This is a genomic window from Bacteroides faecalis (assembly GCF_003865075.1).
In the GTDB taxonomy this organism is placed as follows: domain Bacteria; phylum Bacteroidota; class Bacteroidia; order Bacteroidales; family Bacteroidaceae; genus Bacteroides; species Bacteroides faecalis.
In genome coordinates this window covers 103,890-121,498 of sequence record NZ_BHWB01000006.1, presented here as the reverse complement: position 1 = coordinate 121,498, position 17,609 = coordinate 103,890, and the positions used below count along the sequence as shown (strand labels likewise).

The following is a 17,609-nucleotide window of genomic DNA, read 5'->3' as shown; positions in this document are numbered from 1 at the left end:
ATGAAATATTTATGTTAAAAGCGAATCAATTAGTTGTGGGAATCTTGTTATTTCTTTCTTCTCTTTTCTCCTGTCAGCAACAGAAAGAAGATTTCAAATCAATGAATGTGGATGAATTTGACGCATACATTCAGGATGAAAATGTGCAGCGTTTAGATGTCCGTACCTTGGCAGAGTATTCTGAAGGGCATATTGCTAAAACTATCAATATTAATGTCCTTGATGATTCTTTTGCCACCATGGCTGATTCGTTACTTCAAAAAGATAAGCCGGTAGCATTATATTGCCGTAGTGGCAAGCGGAGTAAAAAGGCAGCAAAGATACTTAGTAAAAAAGGATATAAAGTTTTTGATTTGCATAAAGGATTCAATGCTTGGCGGGATGCGGGAAAAAATATAGAACAATAAAAAAACAGAAGATTGTGAAATAGTGAATATTGAACTTGTATAAGTTCGATGTAATGAATAAGTAAACGGTGAACAATAAAGGTCTGAAACATTCATTCTCCACCGTTTGACATCTATTGATTGTATTTATTTCAATCCTTCTAATAGTCTCTTTAGAACAACAGTTGCTGAAATTTCCCGATTGGCAGCTTCTGGAATAACAATAGATTGAGGACTCTCAATCACATCATCTGTCACAATCATATTTCTGCGAACAGGAAGGCAATGCATGAAGTAAGCATTGTTGGTAACTGCCATTTGTCGGTTGCTAACTGTCCATTCACGATCTTTACTTAAAATCTGGCCATAATTATCTCCTGTATATGCAGCCCAGTTCTTTGCATATATAAAGTCAGCTCCTTCGAAAGCTTTCATTTGGTCGTATTCTACTTTTGCATTTCCTACAAATGCAGGATCGAGTTCATATCCTTCCGGGTGAGTAATCACAAAATCATAGTCAGTGGCATTCATCCATTCTGCGAAAGAATTGGGAACAGCTTGTGGTAGTGGACGTGGATGTGGTGCCCAAGTCATAACTACTTTGGGTCGTGCTGTCCTTTTGTATTCCTCGATAGTAATCAAATCAGCGAAACTCTGAAGTGGATGGCGAGTGGCAGCTTCCATCGAGAATACCGGACGACCGGAATATTTGATGAACTGGTTGAGAATCGTTTCTTCATAATCAAAGTCACGATTTTCAAAACGTGCGAAAGATCTTACTCCAATCAGATCACAGTAGCAACCCATTACAGGAATAGCCTCTAAAAGATGTTCAGGCTTGTCACCATCCATGATTACACCGCGTTCTGTTTCCAGTCTCCACGCACCTTGGTTGATATCCAACACCATAACATTCATTCCTAGATTGAGTGCGGCTTTCTGCGTGCTGAGCCGGGTACGTAAACTAGAATTGAAGAAGATCATCATCAATGTTTTATTGCGACCCAATTCTACATATTTGAAACGGTCTTTTTTTATTTCGAATGCTTCTGCAACGGCAGATTTTAAATCACCGATGTCCTGTACACAAGTAAATTTCTTCATGTTTCTCTATAATTAATCGTTATTGTTCAATTGTTCTCTTATAGTATATACCCATTTATAGGGTGTTTTACCATCTGGTTTGTCCCTCTCCTTCAATGATCCATTTATAAGAGGTGATTTCTTCTAACCCCATCGGACCGCGAGCATGTAATTTTTGGGTACTGATACCGATCTCAGCTCCTAAACCGAACTGTCCACCATCTGTGAAAGCCGTAGATACATTACTATATACACAAGCAGCATCTACTATTCGGGTAAATAAGGTTGCTCGTTCTTTGTTTTCCGTCACGATGCATTCGCTATGTTTAGAACTATATTCTTGGATATGTCCTAATGCATTTTCAAAACTATCAACGGTCTTTATGGCTAATTTGTAATCCAAAAATTCGGTGCCAAAGCTTTCGGTGGTTGCAGATTGTAAAAGTTCAGCCGGATAATGATTTGTCAGTGCTTGATAGGCCTGTGTGTCTGCATAGATAATTACTTGACTGTCTTTTAACTTCTCACATAAAAGTGGCAGGTCTGCAAGTCTGTTTTTATGTATAATAAGACAGTCCAACGCATTACATACACTAACGCGGCGAGTTTTTGCATTATGGATGATAGCTGCTCCTTTGCTTGTATCTCCAAATTCATCAAAATAGGTATGGCAAATGCCTGCACCAGTTTCGATGACAGGAATACTTGCATTGGTACGGACAAAATTGATTAAGCTACTGCTACCTCTGGGTATAATCAGATCCACATACCCCACTGCATGTAACAGTTCATTTGTTGCTTCCCTGTCAGCAGGAAGCAATTCTACGATATGGGGATTGATATTGAACTTCTTCAATACTTCGTGGATGACGCTGATAATAGCCCGGTTAGAATAATTAGCATCACTTCCTCCTTTTAATATACAAGCATTTCCACTTTTCAAACAAAGAGAGAAAACGTCGAAACTAACATTTGGACGAGCTTCATAAATAATTCCTATTACTCCAAAAGGGACGCTCACTTTGGATAGTTTCATTCCATTAGGGCGAATCGTTTCTTTCAGTATCTTTCCTAAAGGAGAAGGAAGAGTCGCCACATTACGTGTGTCGGTTGCAATGCTTTTCAAACGTTCTTCTGTCAGCTTCAGTCGATCATATTTGGGATCTTTCACGTCCATACGTGCCAGATCCTTTTCATTTTCAGCCAGAATCACCGATGTTTCACTTATTGCTGCATCCGCTACTGCATTTAATATCTGGTTGATTGTCTCATCACTCAGCAAGGCCAATTCCCGACTAGCTGCTTGCACAGCAGCAAAGGTCTTATTTAAATTTGTAGTCATTTGCTCTCTTTTTGCGTTAAATAGAAAGATAAATAATGCAAATATAGTGAATCGTGTGAATAAAACTTGCTGAAATTTGAAATAAATGCATCGCTTTATTCTTTTGTCCAGATTCTAAGATTCAGATTCAACTCGTCTACAATCTGCACGAGTTCGCTGACAGTCTGGAATTCCGATTCCAGATTCTCGCGGGTTAATGGGCTCCATAGACTGGTTTCGAAATGATTCTTGGAGTCTGGAATAGCGATATATACATTGGAATTGCGGAAACTAACAGTTATTCCATCACCTAATCGACGATTCATTGTCACTAAACGCTCCATCATAGAAGTAGACAATATATAACGTGCTTCAATCTCGTCGGTAGAGTAAGTGTCGAAACAGTGTTCAAATTCGTTGTTCTCTAGTTTTACCCGCTTCTCACTACCGAAGCGGAACTTGAACCATGAATTCCGGTAAAGTATCGTTTGTCCGGAAAAGTCTTTATGAAAGTCGGCGATAAATAAAAAGCCTTTGAAAATATCAGTCCAATACTCTTTTGTTCCATTTTTGGATGTTTGTACATGTCTTTCTTCTGCGTGTATTTCAGAAAAACATATATCTGTTTTGTCTACCCGTCCTGAGATGAAGTCTTCAGCTGAATAACGATCCGGTGTAGGAAAGAGCTTACAGGAACGAAATGTATCTTCTGATATTCCCATTTCCGGTTCATAGCTTGCACCGGGAAGCACACTCTCAAGAATAAGTGGAATGATATCTTTTTTATAGTATTCGGTAAGTTCTTTCGATTGGGCATTAGCTATTACTCCTCCGATAATTAAAGCAATAACCGCGATTATCCAAAACATATTCCCCAATGAGGGAAGGAATAAGAGTCCGATGGCTAGGATAATTCCGACTGTTATACCTCCATTTCGGATTCCTTTTGATTTTAGTGTTTTGCGTTTGGTTTCAAAAGTAACGATGTGTGGTTCTAGCTTGCTATAGACTGTATTGAATGAAATTGCCATAGTTGTGGATTAAATTAAGATTGAAATGTGTTTCCGATGGTGGGATTTACCCGCTCTTCTGCTGGTATGGAAAAAAGATTTCTGGGTGTGAATCCGAACATACCGGCAATCATATTAGACGGAAAAGTCATCACTGTGTTATTAAAGTCTGTTACGTGGGCATTGTAGGTTCTTCTTGCAGCCGACAGTTGTTCTTCTACTTCGTTCAGTGTACGTTGCAGATGCATAAAGTTGTCGGAAGCTTTCAACTCCGGATAGCTTTCGGCTACGGCTATGAACCGGCGGCTTGCTTGTGTAAATACTTCGTCGAAGTTTGCTTTGTCGTCATTGTTCAGCTGTTCATATCCTTTAGAACGTAGCTCGGCTATGCGTGCGAAAATAGTCTCTTCGTGTTTAGCATACTGCTTCACTGTGGCAACGATATTGGGGATTAAATCAAATCTTTTTTTTAGCATTACATCAATGCTTCCGAAAGCATTTTCAATACTATTCCGTTTTCTGACTAATGTGTTATAAACACCAATTATAAATAGTAGACAGATGGCAACAATGATTCCTATGATAACCATAAATAGTGTATTCTTTATGAATTCGACAATTAGATTAATTATTTGATGCAGAAGTGTGGTTCCTCTACTCTTCGGCAAAGATAAAATAATAGAATGATAAAACAGATGCTTGTAAGGGATTAATCTGTTTCTTACTGCGATATAATCTTTCCTTGCCTATCGACCACGCCCTCACTTTATGATTTTATCTTCCTCTTTCATGCTACATCTATATAAAAATTGTATCCGTTGGTTGAATTTATAATATTACAATAGCTCGTTAAACTTTCCATTAACTCTTATGTAGCAATTACTGCAAATTCAATATCCTCTTCCCATATTCTTCGGCTTATTTCCGAGTCCGGTTTTCCATATCCATATTTTCACTATATTATTAGTAATGGGCAGAAGTATTAATAGATTAGTTCTTCTTCTCCTATAACAAACTTTATTTTCTTTAATAGTAAAGTTGTTTTTTATTAATTACAATCTATAAACAGAACTTCCATTTATATAAATGCAAGTTCTGTTTATACAAATGCAAGTTCTGTTTATACAAACGAAACTTTCATTTATAGTTTATTCCTAATAAAGAATAATTTCTCTATCAGAGGAAAAGAAGTTAGGTATTAAAGAACAGAAAGTTTGTTATTAATGAAATGGATGTTTACTATTAAGGAGTTTAAAAGTTATCTGTCATCCATAAAACGAAGAGGATAAATAGCAGGAACCGGCAAAGGTGATAGGTGATAGAGGAGGTGATAGGTTGATTCCCAACCTATCACCTCTTGAAAGTACGATGAATAAGGGAATACAGAAGATTGGTGATAGGTTGATAGAGAAAATGATGTTTTTTTGTTAGGAAGCGATTCAAAACGATGCGGAAATGTATAAAAAGGTGACCGAGCAAAGTTTTTCTTGCTTTTACTGATATCAGGAAACTGCTCCCATCCGCGTTTCCTGAAAAAGGTGTCTTTCTGATAGGATTGTTTGACCTTCTAGGTTACACCTCCGAAAAATAAGAGATAACTTACAAAGTAGTGGAAAGAAAGAATGGTTAGTGAACTTTTTAGTATATTTGCTGCATAAAAATAGAATCTAAATGATAGATATGGAGAAACTATCTTATAAATTGAAGCAATATTGTAGGCCTGCTTCTCATTTTGGCTGGTGGGTTTCGTGGGGAGGTATTTTGATGGGTTGTACTATTTTGGCGGCAGGTTTTGTGTTTTTTATCAATCCTTATAACATTGTGCCGGGAGGGGTGTATGGAGCTAGTATCGTTCTTCACAATTTATTTCCCTCCATTCAGGTGGGAACATTCGGCTATATGTTCGATGTGCCGCTTTTAATTCTCTCGGTCATACTGTTGGGAGCTAAGTTAGGTTCCCGAACATTGGTTGCTGCATTGATTACCCCCTTACTGATGAATGGAATGTCTCGTTGGGCTTATCCCACACAAGAGGCACTCCAACAACTTGATCCGACGAAACTTCTTGGTGGTGCTATGGATATGACAAGTCATCTGATGCTGACTTGTATTATTGGTGCGGCGATTATCGGTATCGGTAGTGGTCTTGTTGTACGCAATCAGGCAACTACAGGGGGAAGCGATATTATTGCGATGATATTACAGAAATATTTTCATATTCGTTTCTCAAATGCCATCCTATTCGTTGATGCTGTAGTTGTTTGTTTTGGTCTCCTGGTTATCGGGTTTGGTGTGGGTAATGCAGATGATGCGAGTCAGCCTTCATGGTATTTATCTCTCTATTCACTAATTTCCATTTTTGTTATTTCGAGAGTGGTGGCTTATGTCATTAATGGGGCAAAAGAGGATAAACTGTTGTTTGTTATTAGTGATAAAGAAATGACCGAATTACATCGTTTCATTCTCAAAGATCTGGATCGTACAGCTACTTGTATTAAAAGTAGTGGGCTTTACACTGGGGCAGAAAAAGAAATGCTTTTTTTGGTCGTTAGCCATAAAGAAGTAACCAGTGTGAAGCATAAAATCAAAGAAGCCGATCCGCGTGCTTTTGTTGTAGTGACCGATGCTTACGATACGTTTGGGGAAGGTTGGAAGCAACTTCCTTCAAAGGATGAGCTACAACCGGAATAGCATGACCGGATGATATGGAATGGTTCGATAAGTCCTGTACTGTTTTTTGTGTTTTTGTCCGAGATTAAAATATTCATTTTACAAATGTGGAAGTTTACTGATTGGAATGAAATAAATGAAAAGTGTGAGTCTGAAAAAATATTGATGCTTTTGAAATAGATGGATCTCTGGCAACTCAATATCCGTTTGTGAAGGAACAATGCCGAAGAAGTACGTTTAGATGGTATTACCCAAAAGGTGAACGAACTGATGGAAAGTAAAAACATGAGTTTGATAAATAATATAAATGAAGATCTTAACAGATTATTAGATATCTAGTACTATTAATCTTGATTATGATGAATTATTCTATATATAAGTAGTCATAATGTACTACTGCTTTTTTCCCATGTTTTCCAATAGTTTCCCGTGCTTGCGTGGAATCGCAATTTGCTTTCCCAACCCCCATTTGGTTTCCTTGATCATCAATGATACGCACAATGTCGTCTTTTTCAAATTCTCCTTCAATACGTGTAATTCCTACTGGAAGAATACTAACAGCTTTCTCTGAGTTCAGTACTCTTGTCGCACAGTCATTAATATGGATTTCTCCTTTTGCGAATCCTTCACTATGTGCGATCCACTTTTTGACACTGGATACCGGTTCGCTGGAGGGAATAAAGCGTGTACAAAGCGTCTCGTCAGGATGTTGGAGCAGGTCTACTAGAATATTGTCACGCTTTCCATTAGCAATGATCACTGTAATTCCTTCATCAGCTACTTTCCGGGCAATGTTCGTTTTAGTTAGCATACCCCCTCTTCCAAAACTGGATTTAGAGGTCTGGATATAGTTGGATAGATCTTTGCCATGACCTATCTCGCGGATTACCGATGATTGGGGATCTGCCGGAGAACCATTATAAATTCCGTCAATATTACTGAGAATGATAAGTGCTTGCGTGTTCATCATAGAAGCAATCAGCCCTGATAATTCATCATTATCGGTGAACATAAGCTCGCTTACCGAGATGGTATCATTCTCATTGACAATAGGGATCACACCATTTTCGAGCATCACTGTCATACAGTTTTTTTGATTCAGGTAATGGCGGCGAGTACCAAAACTTTCTTTGGTGGTCAATACCTGACCGACAGGAATACCATGTTCCCGAAAGAGTTCGTAGTAACGGTTGATTAGTTTGGCCTGACCTACGGCTGAGAATAACTGTCGTTGATCTACACTATCGAGCTTCTTTTGAGGGTGTATTTCACTTCGTCCTGAGGCTACTGCTCCCGAAGAAATGAGAATAATCTCTACCCCGGCATTATGCAATTCTGCAATCTGATCGACGAGAGCCGACATACGGGTAACATCTAATGTTCCATCCCGACGTGCCAATACATTACTACCTACTTTTACTGCAATTCGTGCAAATTCTTGTTTCATCCTAACTAACGATTTGAAAGCACAAATATAGAACTTTTTGCCGATATGTTACAAAAACAGGCCGAAAAGAATTATCTTTGTCATCCAAAAGACAAAAGAATCACAATGAAACATTTCAATCCTCAAGTAGAACAAATGACCTCCTTTATTGTAATGGATGTATTGGAGAGAGCAAATGAATTACAAAAACAAGGTATTGATATTATTCACCTTGAAGTAGGAGAACCTGATTTTGATGTACCATCTTGTGTCGCTGAATCTGCGAAGACTGCTTATGATCAACATCTCACTCACTATACTCATTCTTTAGGGGATCCTGTACTACGTCAGGAAATAGCAGCTTTTTATCGACGGGAATATGGGGTGATAGTCGATCCTGATTGTATCGTTGTAACTTCTGGTTCTTCGCCGTCTATTCTTTTGGCGTTAATGTTACTTTGTGATACAGATAGTGAAGTCATACTTTCTAATCCGGGATACGCTTGTTATCGTAATTTTGTTTTAGCAGCTCAGGCGAATCCAGTATTGGTTCCGTTGTCAGAAGAAAAAGGATTTCAATATGATATAGAGGCTATTCGTAAATGTGTGAATTCACGTACTGCGGCAATATTTATAAATTCTCCAATGAATCCGACAGGGATGTTGCTGAATGAAAGTTTTATGAGAGAAATTGCATCATTGGGAGTGCCTGTAATTTCTGATGAGATCTATCATGGATTGGTATATGAAGGACGTGCACATAGTATTCTTGAATATACCGATCAGGCCTTTGTCTTGAATGGATTCTCAAAACGATTTGCAATGACAGGATTACGGTTAGGTTATTTGATAGCACCAAAATCCTGTATGCGTGCTTTACAGAAATTGCAGCAAAATTTATTTATATGTGCATCCAGCGTCGCTCAACAAGCTGGAATAGCAGCATTAAGACAGGCAGAACCGGATGTCGAACGGATGAAAGGGATTTATGACGAGCGTCGCCGATACATGATTTCCCGTCTTCGTGAAATAGGCTTTGAAATAAAGGTTGAGCCTCAGGGCGCTTTTTATATTTTTGCCGATGCACGTAAATTCACAACAGACTCATATCGTTTTGCTTTCGATGTTCTTGAGTCTGCACACGTAGGCATTACTCCCGGTGTTGATTTTGGTACGGGAGGTGAAGGATATGTACGTTTCTCCTATGCGAATTCATTGGAGAATATCAAAGAAGGTTTGGATCGAATTAGTCGGTACCTTGCTCGTCACGATTCTTTATAAGCTCTGTGGCTGCTTCATATTCGTCTTCAGTAACAAGGACTGAAACAGCAGGAGCTATATAAGGAGCCAATGTTCCCATAATACCATCTTTAACAACGCAACGAATATCATTGCTTTCCAATAGACCTTTGATAATTTCTGCTTCCCAAGGAGAACCTGAGAATACTTCTACTGCCTTGCTATAATCTTCTTCTTTCATAATTGTGAGTATTAAGAGTTGCTTTCTTACAAATATAACAAAAAAGATGAATAAATGGATTTATTTTTACTTATTTATTCTAATGAAATTCGTTGAACCTCGATAGGACAGTTCAGGAAGGTGGTAGCCGATTCGATAAATTTCTCTTCTGCTTCTGTTGTATAAAACTGGCAGTTGCCGTTTTGGGTACACTTTGCATCCATCTCCGGGTGTCTTTTTAAATAATCCTTGAGACTTCTGGCTACATATTCTCCTTGAGGAATTATATGAATCTGTTCTGGTACATACTTCCGTATTTTGGGAAATAAGATTGGATAATGGGTACAGCCTAGAATTATAGTATCGATCTGGGAATCTTTTTGCAATAGTTGATCTATGTATTTTTGGATAAAATAGTCTGCTCCTACATCTTGCGCTTCATTGTTTTCAACCAGTGGTACCCACATAGGGCAAGCTAGTCCGTTTACATGGATATCCGGAAATAGTTTGTGTATTTCTAATGGATAAGATTCGGATTTAATAGTACCTGCTGTCGCCAGTATACCGATATGTCGGCTTTGAGTAATATTGCCTATACATTCTGCTGTAGGTCGGATTACCCCAAGAACACGTCGTTCTGTATCAATATTCGGAAGATCGTTTATTTGTATACTTCGAAGGGCTTTAGCAGAGGCCGTATTACAAGCTAATATAACCAAATGACATCCCATCTCAAATAGTTTATTAACGGCCTGTAAAGTAAATTCATATACAATCTCAAAAGAACGGCTGCCATAGGGAGCACGTGCATTATCTCCTAAGTAAATATAATCATATTCAGGTAGAACCTCTCTTATTTTGTTAAGGATAGTAAGACCGCCGTATCCGGAGTCGAATACTCCGATTGGACCTGGTGTATGAGATAGATGTTCTTTCATGACAAACTGGAATTTATATACGCAAATGTACATGAAAAAAGGGAAAGAGAAAGAAGTATATACTTCTTTTCCCTTTCCCTTTTGGTATTTTTTAGCTTATTGCTTATTTAATGCCCAATTGTGCTTTTACCTTTGGAGTAAGATTAATGCTTTGTGCTTCATTAATGTAAGGTATAGCAGTTCTGGCAAGATCGAAAATGTAGATCACACCTTCAGAAGCACCAACAGCTTTAATGGCATCATCTAACTTCTTATAGATTGGAGCCATCTTGTCACTTTGTGCTTTCTCCATATCTTGCATTGCTTTTTGACGGAATTGATCTATTTTCTGACTCATGTCTTGTAGTTCATTTTGTCTTCTTTCAGCAATGTTGGCAGGAAGAGAATCTTTAGCCATTGCTTGTTGGAATTCCTGATATTTTTTGCTGAATTCTTCGCTAGATCTTTGTAATTCGTCAGAGAGTTGTTTTTCTAATGTTTGGAGCTCAGTCTGAGCTTGAGTAAATTCAGGCATCACAGTAATAATCTCTTGAGCATTAACATGACCGAATTTCAAATTTTGTGCAAATACACCCATTGGAAGTGCAAGCAACATTACAAGTGCAATTTTTTTTAGCATAGTTCTATTATTTATTTGAATGATTTTTTAGTTATTTCCGATACAAATGTATGAAATTAATTTGAATATCCTAATTTTCTCAATACTTCATCGCTTATATCTATTTGTGGGTTTGCAAAAATGATACCGGTTGCAGAAGCTCTGTCCATAACAAGGTCATATCCATGTAATTGTGAAAGCTCTTTCACAACATCATAAATGTCATCTTCAATAGGGGCAATTAACTCCTCTCTCATTTTTACAAGTTCACCTTCCGGACCGAAATAAGTACGTCTCAATTCAGCTGCAGCTTTTTCTTTCGCTACGATTTCATCTTCTTTTTTAGTCTTTTGATCGGCAGAGAGAGTCGCTGCTTTTGCCTGATAATCCTGAAACATTTTTTGCGTTTCTTTGGCTATGGCTTCTACCTCTGCCTGATATTTTTTCGTAGCTTCTTGCAATTGCTCATTAGCGCTTTGATAGGCCGGAATATTCTTGAGAATATATTCCGTATCAATCAGTGCAAACTTTTGTGCACTGGCTGCCATACTGATGGCAAACAGTAGCATGATAGATAGAATAGACTTTCTCATAACGTTTAGTTTTTAATGATATAATTAGAACTCTTGTCCTAAAATAAAGTGGAATTGGCTTCCACCATATTCTCTGGAACCATTAATCTTGTCGAAACCATAACCCCAGTCGATACCCATCATACCAACCATTGGCAGGAAGATACGTACGCCAAAACCGGCAGAACGTTTCAAGTCGAACGGATTGAACTTCTTGACATCGTGCCATGCATTACCAGCTTCTAAGAACCCTAACACATAAATGTTGGTACTTGTTTCAAGCATAAGCGGATATCTTAATTCAAGACCTAAACGTGCATAGGCATAACCTTCTTCTCCCCATGGAGTCAATGAACTATTTTCGTAACCACGCAAAGCAATACTTTCTGTTGCATAGCTTGAATAACCAGTCATACCGTCACCACCTACGTCGAATGTTCCGAATGGAGATTTTTTGTATTTATTGTAGTGACCTACCAAACCAAATTCAGTACGTGTCATCAATACCAGAGGTTTTTTGAATTTCTGGTAATCCATTAATGAAGTATAGGTTTTAGCTTTAAACTTCCATTTATGATATTCCACCCACTTATAGAGTTTATCTGCATTTTCCTGAGAACTTACCGAACCGTTTGCATTATAATAGCTCTTATAATCTTTTCTGTCAAATAAAGAATACGGAGGTGTTAATTGAACAGATAATGAGAAATCCGAACCGCTACGTGGGAAAATCGGACTATCATAAGAGCTACGGGCTAATGTTAAGTTGAGGCTAAGGTCATTACATTTACCATTCTGTACGATGAAATATCTCCAATCCTTCAATGTATAGCGTTGGTAAGCTAACTCTGCAGAAAGGGTGAAAAAGTCATCCGGCCAGTTCAAACGTTTACCCCAACCGGCAGAAAGTCCCCACATCTTAATGGATTTATCTGGGTCATAGTAATTCTCATAGCTGTTGTAGTTATTGTAATTGTAACCGTAACCACCGTAAGACATGTAATTGTAATAGTTGTTAAAATAACTAGAATTGTAATAACGATCACTAATATCAGTCTGTATGGAGAAGAAAGCTGATAAAGAGAATGAATTCGGACGTTTGCCACCAAACCATGGATCAAAGAACGAAACACTATAAGATTGATAGTATTTAGCATTCGTTTGTCCACTGATAGTCAATGTCTGACCATCACCTTGAGGCAAGATACCGCGATAATTCTCTCCCGGGTGCAGTAAGTTGGCAACTGAGAAGTTTGTAAACTTCAAACTCAATTTACCGATAATACCTGTTTGGCCCCAACCGGCAGAGAATTCTACCTGGTCATTGGCTTTAGAAGTCAATGGTAAACCTATGTCTACTGTTCCATTTACCGGATCCGGCTGAATATCCGGTTGTAGATTTTCCGGGTCAAAATGTCCCATTTGCTGGATTTCACGCAAAGAACGCATTAAGTCTTCTTTGCTGAATAACTGTCCCGGACGGACACGAAGTTCACGACGAACTACATTCTCATATAAACGGTCGTTACCACTAATCTTTACTTTATTGATGGTTGCTTGGCGACCTTCATAAATTCTCATTTCAAGGTCGATAGAGTCACCTACGATGTTTACCTCAACCGGGTCAAGGCTATAAAACAGGTAGCCATTATTATAATACAGATTACCGATAGCATCTTCATCGGAAGATACACGCTCGTTCAATAATTTCTGGTTATATACATCACCCTTCTTCATGCGGAGCAATTCGCTTAAAACTTCTGATGCATAAAGAGTGTTACCAACCCATGTAACGTTGCGAAGGTAATATTTTTGACCTTCGTCTATTTCCATGTAGACATTAATGGTCTTGTTGTCAAATTGAGAAATGCTGTCTTTCGTAATTACAGCATCACGATATCCCAATTCGTTATATTTGTCTATGATTAACTGCTTATCAGCTTCATAGTTTTCCGGTACAAATTTCTTGGTACGGAACAGGTTGAGAAGTTTACCTTTTTCATTCGTTTTCTTCATAACCCGTTTTAGTTTGGATGTCTTAATAGCGTTGTTACCAACAATTTGAATTTCGTGTACTTTCACTTTTTCTTTCTTGTCGATATTTACGTCCACAATCACTTGATTTTCATTGGCTGGATCATCCTTTTGGTTGATGATTACTTCAGCGTTTTTAAATCCTTTGTCGTCAAAGTAACGTTTAATCAATATTTTGACACGGTCTACAGTATTCGGAGTAATCTGCATACCTTTTGCCATGCCCACCCTGGCTTCCAGATCGGAGCGTTCGGACTTCTTCACTCCGTTATAGCGTATATCAGAAATACGGGGGCGTTGTGTCAAATTGATTTTTAACCAAATTTTGTTACCCTCAATCTTTTCGGCGGTGATCTGAACGTCCGAGAATAAACCATGTTTCCAATAGTTTTTGATGGCACCTGTAATTTCATCACCAGGAACAGAGATTACTTGCCCGACTGAAAGACCGGACAAACCAATCAATACATAATCTTCATAATTCTTCACGCCTTCGACTTTAATGTCTGCTATTTCATACTTTTTAGGAGTTCCGGAGTATAAGATAACCGGCTTAGAGTCTTCTTCTGTGTTGGCATTCTGCGCAAAACCTGTTGCTGCAAAGCAGAACAGGCAGATAAACGTTACGAATATAAAGGAAATACGATAATGCATTTATTTTATAATTTGATGTTTCAATTTATGTTAGCTGATTTGTTCACTTGTCTTGCCGAAACGGCGTTCTCTTTGTTGGTACTCATAAATAGCTTTTCTGAATTCTTCCTTATTAAAATCAGGCCAAAAAGTATCACAAAAATAAAGTTCCGAGTAAGCACATTGCCATAATAGGTAATTGCTCAACCGGATCTCTCCACCTGTTCGGATCAGTAGATCCGGATCAGGCATAAAACTAGTTGTCAGATAAGAACGAATATACTCATCTGTTATTTGTTTGGGAGTAATCTCGCCGCTTTTTACTTGTATTGCAATTTGCCGGACTGCCTCAGTGATTTCCCAGCGGGAAGAATAACTAAGAGCAAGAACCAGACACATTCCTGTATTTTTACTTGTATGCTCTATGCAGGCAGATAAACTATCCTGTACCTCTGTTGGTAATTTCTCGAAGTCGCCAATGACGCGGAAACAAATGTTATTTTTCATTAGTGTTTCCTCTTCGATTGAATTCAATAATAGATTCATCAAAGCTGCGATTTCGTTTTGCGGCCGATTCCAGTTTTCGGTAGAGAAAGTGTATAAAGTCAGATACTTAACTCCTAAACGAGCAGCTTCCTCGGTGATGTTCTGTACGGTTTCTGCACCTGCCTGGTGACCAAAAGTACGTTCTTTCCCCTGTTGCTTAGCCCATCGTCCGTTACCATCCATAATGATAGCTACATGTTTGGGTATCCGAGTTTTGTCTATTTGCTCTATATAGGACATGGCAAACGTCTAAATTATTGTTTAGGAGATTTGGCAAGATCGAACCAAAGTTGGTTTAAACGACCGCGCCATACTTCTGAATCATGATTGTATGGACCTCTGTCTACTAGAGTATTGCTTCCTGCAACTTTTATGTTCTCGGAAAATGTTATACCGCTTTCACTGCCGAAGAGAATATATATATATTCATTCTTGGTGTCTTGTACAGTTGCATAATTCTTTCTACCTCTGAATTCCGGATCATCAATCGTAGGTCGGAGAATAACGCCACTTGCACTCCAGTTGTAATTCGGGAAAGAAAACTTAGTAGCTTTTTTCCATGCAAGTCCGGATTTAGAAACGTAGAATGACTTAAATCCATCTCCAAAAATATAGAACTGATCGTTATAGTAAATAATAGATGGATTTTCTATTTCCGGGCAACTACTGGTAGTATTATTGGGAGCAAAAGATACCCAAATGTCTCCCATATATCCCCATGGAACGATTGTTTTTGTATTGCTGTCTCCTACTGTAGGTTGATTCTCATACTTTCCAATAAGCATAATTCCTTCAAGGTTTGTTGCTGTAGAATAAGTAGTATAAGATATATTACCAATTGGGAAATCTTTAGGAACTTCTTGGAGTTGTTCTTCATCTGTAATTTTTGCCTTCTTTATTTCATCTGTTGAATTGAAGAATTTTTTACCGTTGATCGCTTCAATAAATGTAATTTTATTGCTTAACGGAGCAAGGAGCAGGTTCACAGAACTATTGCTAAAAAGTTCAGATGCAGTCCATGTTGTTCCATTAGTAGATTCATAAACAATTCCATCATTGGTGCTTGAAGTAGCATACAACTTTCCATCGTAGGATAATATGGATGTTGGAAGGGTGTTATTGAAAATATCACCTTCTACTAAGGCTGAAGTCCATGAAGATTTGCTTCCGATTTGTCTCCAAAATACATTTAATTTATTATTAAGTATTGTATAGTTGAGAATATCATCACCTAGAATAACTGCTTTTTGCTCTCCGGTGATAGTATTGTCAATTCCTCCCATGTAGTTCCAACTCAAAGAGTCGGGATCATATTTATGTACCCGTACATTAATAGTATAAGTCTTAGTTTGTTGATAATCTGGAGCATAGACTTTCAAAGTAACAGGCTTCCTTAAATCCATTGAATCCATAACTTGATTACCGTCCATAATAATGATTGAATCCTGATCATCTTTGTTCTTCATCGTTATGATTCCCGATGCAGTGGTCAAAGTCTTGATAAGTATTCTATCGATAATAGTGTCAGCATGTACTGGTAGTGAGTCTTCATTATAGATTTCACCTTTTTGTTGGTCTATTGTGAATTTATAGTTGATACCATAAATAGTGTCAAGTTCAAACGCATGTATAGTCGCATCCGGGCTATATTCTACATCGTTATCGTCGCCAAAGCATGACGTTATAACGAATGACACCATGAAAAGACTCGCAATGATTGATAAAAACTTTATTCTCATTTTGAAAGATTGTGTTTATTTACAAGTTGCAAAAATAGAAACATTTTTCCCGATAAAGAACATTCTAGGCAAGTTTTATATAAAATTATAGATAATAAAACTGATTTTATCGACCTAAAACTCCTTGAATAGGACTATTTTAGCTTATTCTCGTGGATATGATGTAAAATCGTCCTGCCGAAGTGCGTTTCTACTGAATAACTAAAATTATTGCTTATTTCAGGTGCTTTAACACCGGAATGTAGCATGGTAGGACACTGTTCTACAAAAACTTCATCCCAAAGATTGGAGTTGATAAAGGCTTGCAATAGCTGCCTTCCCCCTTCTATTAGTACTGATTGTATCTTACGTTGGAACAGAATACTCATTATTTGTGGTAGGATGTCCTGTGTAAAATCAATTTTGATATACGTAAGATTGTGTTGGCTTGGATGCTCCTTTTCTGTAAAAATGAGAGTTGCTACGTTTCCATCTAATATATGGAGAGAAGTGGGTAGAGACAACGTGCGGTCTAAAACGATTCGCACCGGATCTTTTCCATACCAATTACGGACAGTTAAGGAAGGATTATCTAATATTGCTGTTCGTCTGCCCACCATTATAGCATCATTTTCTGCTCTTTTTTTGTGTACCAACATAGTCGAAAGGGGGGAGGAAAGGACGGCAGGAATTCCGTCTGTTCGTTCTCTGTCGATAAAGTGATCGGCAGATTCAGCCCATTTGAGTGTAATATAAGGGCGATGAAGCGTATTAAGTGTAATAAAACGACGAATCAGTTGTTTACATTCTTGCTCTAGTACTCCCACGATGACTTCTCGTCCCGCTTCGCGTAACTTTTTAATTCCACGTCCGGATACTTCCGAAAATGGGTCTTGGCAACCGATAACAATACGTGGTATTTGTTTTTCGATAATCAAATCTGCACATGGGGGCGTTTTCCCATAATGTGAACAGGGTTCCAGGCTAACGTAAATAGTCGACCGCTTTAATAGGGAGGTATCTTTTACGGAACGTATAGCATTGACTTCGGCATGGCCTTCTCCGCAACGGATATGATATCCTTCACCGATAATACGTCCGTCGCACACAATGACGGCACCTACCATTGGGTTTGGTGCTACATTACACAAACCATTTTTCGCTAATTGAATGCAGCGTTTTATATATTTTTCTTCTTCCATTGATGGTCTTCGA

At 38.1% G+C, this 17,609-nt stretch carries 16 protein-coding genes; 3 read left to right on the top strand and 13 right to left on the bottom strand.

Going from position 1 to position 17,609, the window contains the following annotated elements; genetic code table 11:
• Positions 1-11: 11 nt before the first annotated feature.
• Positions 12-407 (top strand): rhodanese-like domain-containing protein, encoded by a 396-nt coding sequence (locus tag EJF25_RS12175; protein WP_125041362.1) that lies wholly within the window; start codon positions 12-14, stop codon positions 405-407.
• Between the two features lie 126 nt (positions 408-533).
• On the opposite strand, the gene EJF25_RS12170 is transcribed toward EJF25_RS12175, so the two are convergent.
• From EJF25_RS12170 to EJF25_RS12155, 4 genes are all read right to left on the bottom strand, one after another.
• Positions 534-1,490 (bottom strand): Rossmann-fold NAD(P)-binding domain-containing protein, encoded by a 957-nt coding sequence (locus tag EJF25_RS12170; protein ID WP_125041361.1) that lies wholly within the window; start codon positions 1,488-1,490, stop codon positions 534-536.
• Positions 1,491-1,557: 67 nt separating this feature from the next.
• Entirely contained in the window at positions 1,558-2,811 is a 1,254-nt protein-coding gene (locus tag EJF25_RS12165; protein ID WP_125041360.1) for a glutamate-5-semialdehyde dehydrogenase, read from the bottom strand.
• Positions 2,812-2,906: 95 nt separating this feature from the next.
• A complete protein-coding gene (locus EJF25_RS12160; protein ID WP_125041359.1) occupies positions 2,907-3,821 on the bottom strand; it encodes a DUF3137 domain-containing protein in 915 nt (304 codons plus the stop codon).
• A gap of 14 nt (positions 3,822-3,835) precedes the next feature.
• Positions 3,836-4,390, bottom strand: coding sequence for a LemA family protein (locus tag EJF25_RS12155; RefSeq protein ID WP_125041358.1), 555 nt, complete (start codon positions 4,388-4,390; stop codon positions 3,836-3,838).
• A 1,174-nt stretch (positions 4,391-5,564) separates the two neighbouring features.
• On the opposite strand from EJF25_RS12155, the gene EJF25_RS12150 reads away from it, so the two are divergent.
• Positions 5,565-6,491, top strand: a complete 927-nt coding sequence (locus EJF25_RS12150) for a YitT family protein (protein WP_235016807.1) — start codon at positions 5,565-5,567, stop codon at positions 6,489-6,491.
• 343 nt (positions 6,492-6,834) lie between these two features.
• Here EJF25_RS12150 and proB read toward each other — a convergent pair whose 3' ends face one another.
• Positions 6,835-7,917, bottom strand: a complete 1,083-nt coding sequence (gene proB, locus EJF25_RS12145; RefSeq protein ID WP_125041356.1) for a glutamate 5-kinase — start codon at positions 7,915-7,917, stop codon at positions 6,835-6,837.
• 105 nt (positions 7,918-8,022) lie between these two features.
• Here proB and EJF25_RS12140 point away from each other — a divergent pair, with 105 nt between their 5' ends.
• Entirely contained in the window at positions 8,023-9,177 is a 1,155-nt protein-coding gene (locus EJF25_RS12140; protein WP_125041355.1) for a pyridoxal phosphate-dependent aminotransferase, read from the top strand.
• On the opposite strand, the gene EJF25_RS12135 is transcribed toward EJF25_RS12140, so the two are convergent.
• The 8 genes from EJF25_RS12135 to ribD all read right to left on the bottom strand — a co-directional run bounded on the left by EJF25_RS12135 (position 9,143) and on the right by ribD (position 17,596).
• Complete coding sequence (locus EJF25_RS12135) at positions 9,143-9,376, bottom strand: DUF2007-related protein (protein WP_025073929.1); 234 nt, start codon at positions 9,374-9,376, stop codon at positions 9,143-9,145. The two genes, EJF25_RS12140 and EJF25_RS12135, sit on opposite strands and share 35 nt — an antisense overlap.
• Before the next feature lie 74 nt (positions 9,377-9,450).
• Positions 9,451-10,293 (bottom strand): glutamate racemase, encoded by an 843-nt coding sequence (murI, locus tag EJF25_RS12130; protein WP_125041354.1) that lies wholly within the window; start codon positions 10,291-10,293, stop codon positions 9,451-9,453.
• A gap of 103 nt (positions 10,294-10,396) precedes the next feature.
• Entirely contained in the window at positions 10,397-10,912 is a 516-nt protein-coding gene (locus EJF25_RS12125) for an OmpH/Skp family outer membrane protein (protein ID WP_125041353.1), read from the bottom strand.
• A 56-nt stretch (positions 10,913-10,968) separates the two neighbouring features.
• On the bottom strand, positions 10,969-11,484 hold the full coding sequence (locus tag EJF25_RS12120) for an OmpH/Skp family outer membrane protein (protein ID WP_125041352.1): 516 nt from the start codon (positions 11,482-11,484) through the stop codon (positions 10,969-10,971).
• Between the two features lie 24 nt (positions 11,485-11,508).
• Positions 11,509-14,151: a BamA/OMP85 family outer membrane protein gene (locus EJF25_RS12115; protein ID WP_125041351.1), complete on the bottom strand. Its 2,643-nt coding sequence runs from the start codon at positions 14,149-14,151 to the stop codon at positions 11,509-11,511.
• Positions 14,152-14,181: 30 nt separating this feature from the next.
• A complete protein-coding gene (locus EJF25_RS12110; RefSeq protein ID WP_125041349.1) occupies positions 14,182-14,916 on the bottom strand; it encodes an isoprenyl transferase in 735 nt (244 codons plus the stop codon).
• 14 nt (positions 14,917-14,930) lie between these two features.
• Positions 14,931-16,415: a BamI family beta-barrel-assembly machinery protein gene (bamI, locus tag EJF25_RS12105; RefSeq protein WP_125041347.1), complete on the bottom strand. Its 1,485-nt coding sequence runs from the start codon at positions 16,413-16,415 to the stop codon at positions 14,931-14,933.
• Between the two features lie 134 nt (positions 16,416-16,549).
• Complete coding sequence (ribD, locus tag EJF25_RS12100) at positions 16,550-17,596, bottom strand: bifunctional diaminohydroxyphosphoribosylaminopyrimidine deaminase/5-amino-6-(5-phosphoribosylamino)uracil reductase RibD (RefSeq protein WP_200832904.1); 1,047 nt, start codon at positions 17,594-17,596, stop codon at positions 16,550-16,552.
• Positions 17,597-17,609: the final 13 nt, after the last annotated feature.

Excerpts from the sequence above, each read along its gene's own strand:
- EJF25_RS12115 (WP_125041351.1), bottom strand. The coding sequence starts at position 14,151 with ATGCATTATCGTATTTCCTTTATATTCGTAACGTTTATCTGCCTGTTC.
- EJF25_RS12135 (WP_025073929.1), bottom strand. The coding sequence starts at position 9,376 with ATGAAAGAAGAAGATTATAGCAAGGCAGTAGAAGTATTCTCAGGTTCT.
- EJF25_RS12120 (WP_125041352.1), bottom strand. The coding sequence starts at position 11,484 with ATGAGAAAGTCTATTCTATCTATCATGCTACTGTTTGCCATCAGTATG.
- murI (WP_125041354.1), bottom strand. The coding sequence starts at position 10,293 with ATGAAAGAACATCTATCTCATACACCAGGTCCAATCGGAGTATTCGAC.
- EJF25_RS12170 (WP_125041361.1), bottom strand. The coding sequence starts at position 1,490 with ATGAAGAAATTTACTTGTGTACAGGACATCGGTGATTTAAAATCTGCC.
- bamI (WP_125041347.1), bottom strand. The coding sequence starts at position 16,415 with ATGAGAATAAAGTTTTTATCAATCATTGCGAGTCTTTTCATGGTGTCA.
- EJF25_RS12175 (WP_125041362.1), top strand. The coding sequence starts at position 12 with ATGTTAAAAGCGAATCAATTAGTTGTGGGAATCTTGTTATTTCTTTCT.
- EJF25_RS12160 (WP_125041359.1), bottom strand. The coding sequence starts at position 3,821 with ATGGCAATTTCATTCAATACAGTCTATAGCAAGCTAGAACCACACATC.
- EJF25_RS12155 (WP_125041358.1), bottom strand. The coding sequence starts at position 4,390 with ATGGTTATCATAGGAATCATTGTTGCCATCTGTCTACTATTTATAATT.
- EJF25_RS12150 (WP_235016807.1), top strand. The coding sequence starts at position 5,565 with ATGGGTTGTACTATTTTGGCGGCAGGTTTTGTGTTTTTTATCAATCCT.
- EJF25_RS12140 (WP_125041355.1), top strand. The coding sequence starts at position 8,023 with ATGAAACATTTCAATCCTCAAGTAGAACAAATGACCTCCTTTATTGTA.
- EJF25_RS12125 (WP_125041353.1), bottom strand. The coding sequence starts at position 10,912 with ATGCTAAAAAAAATTGCACTTGTAATGTTGCTTGCACTTCCAATGGGT.
- proB (WP_125041356.1), bottom strand. The coding sequence starts at position 7,917 with ATGAAACAAGAATTTGCACGAATTGCAGTAAAAGTAGGTAGTAATGTA.
- EJF25_RS12165 (WP_125041360.1), bottom strand. The coding sequence starts at position 2,811 with ATGACTACAAATTTAAATAAGACCTTTGCTGCTGTGCAAGCAGCTAGT.
- ribD (WP_200832904.1), bottom strand. The coding sequence starts at position 17,596 with ATGGAAGAAGAAAAATATATAAAACGCTGCATTCAATTAGCGAAAAAT.
- EJF25_RS12110 (WP_125041349.1), bottom strand. The coding sequence starts at position 14,916 with ATGTCCTATATAGAGCAAATAGACAAAACTCGGATACCCAAACATGTA.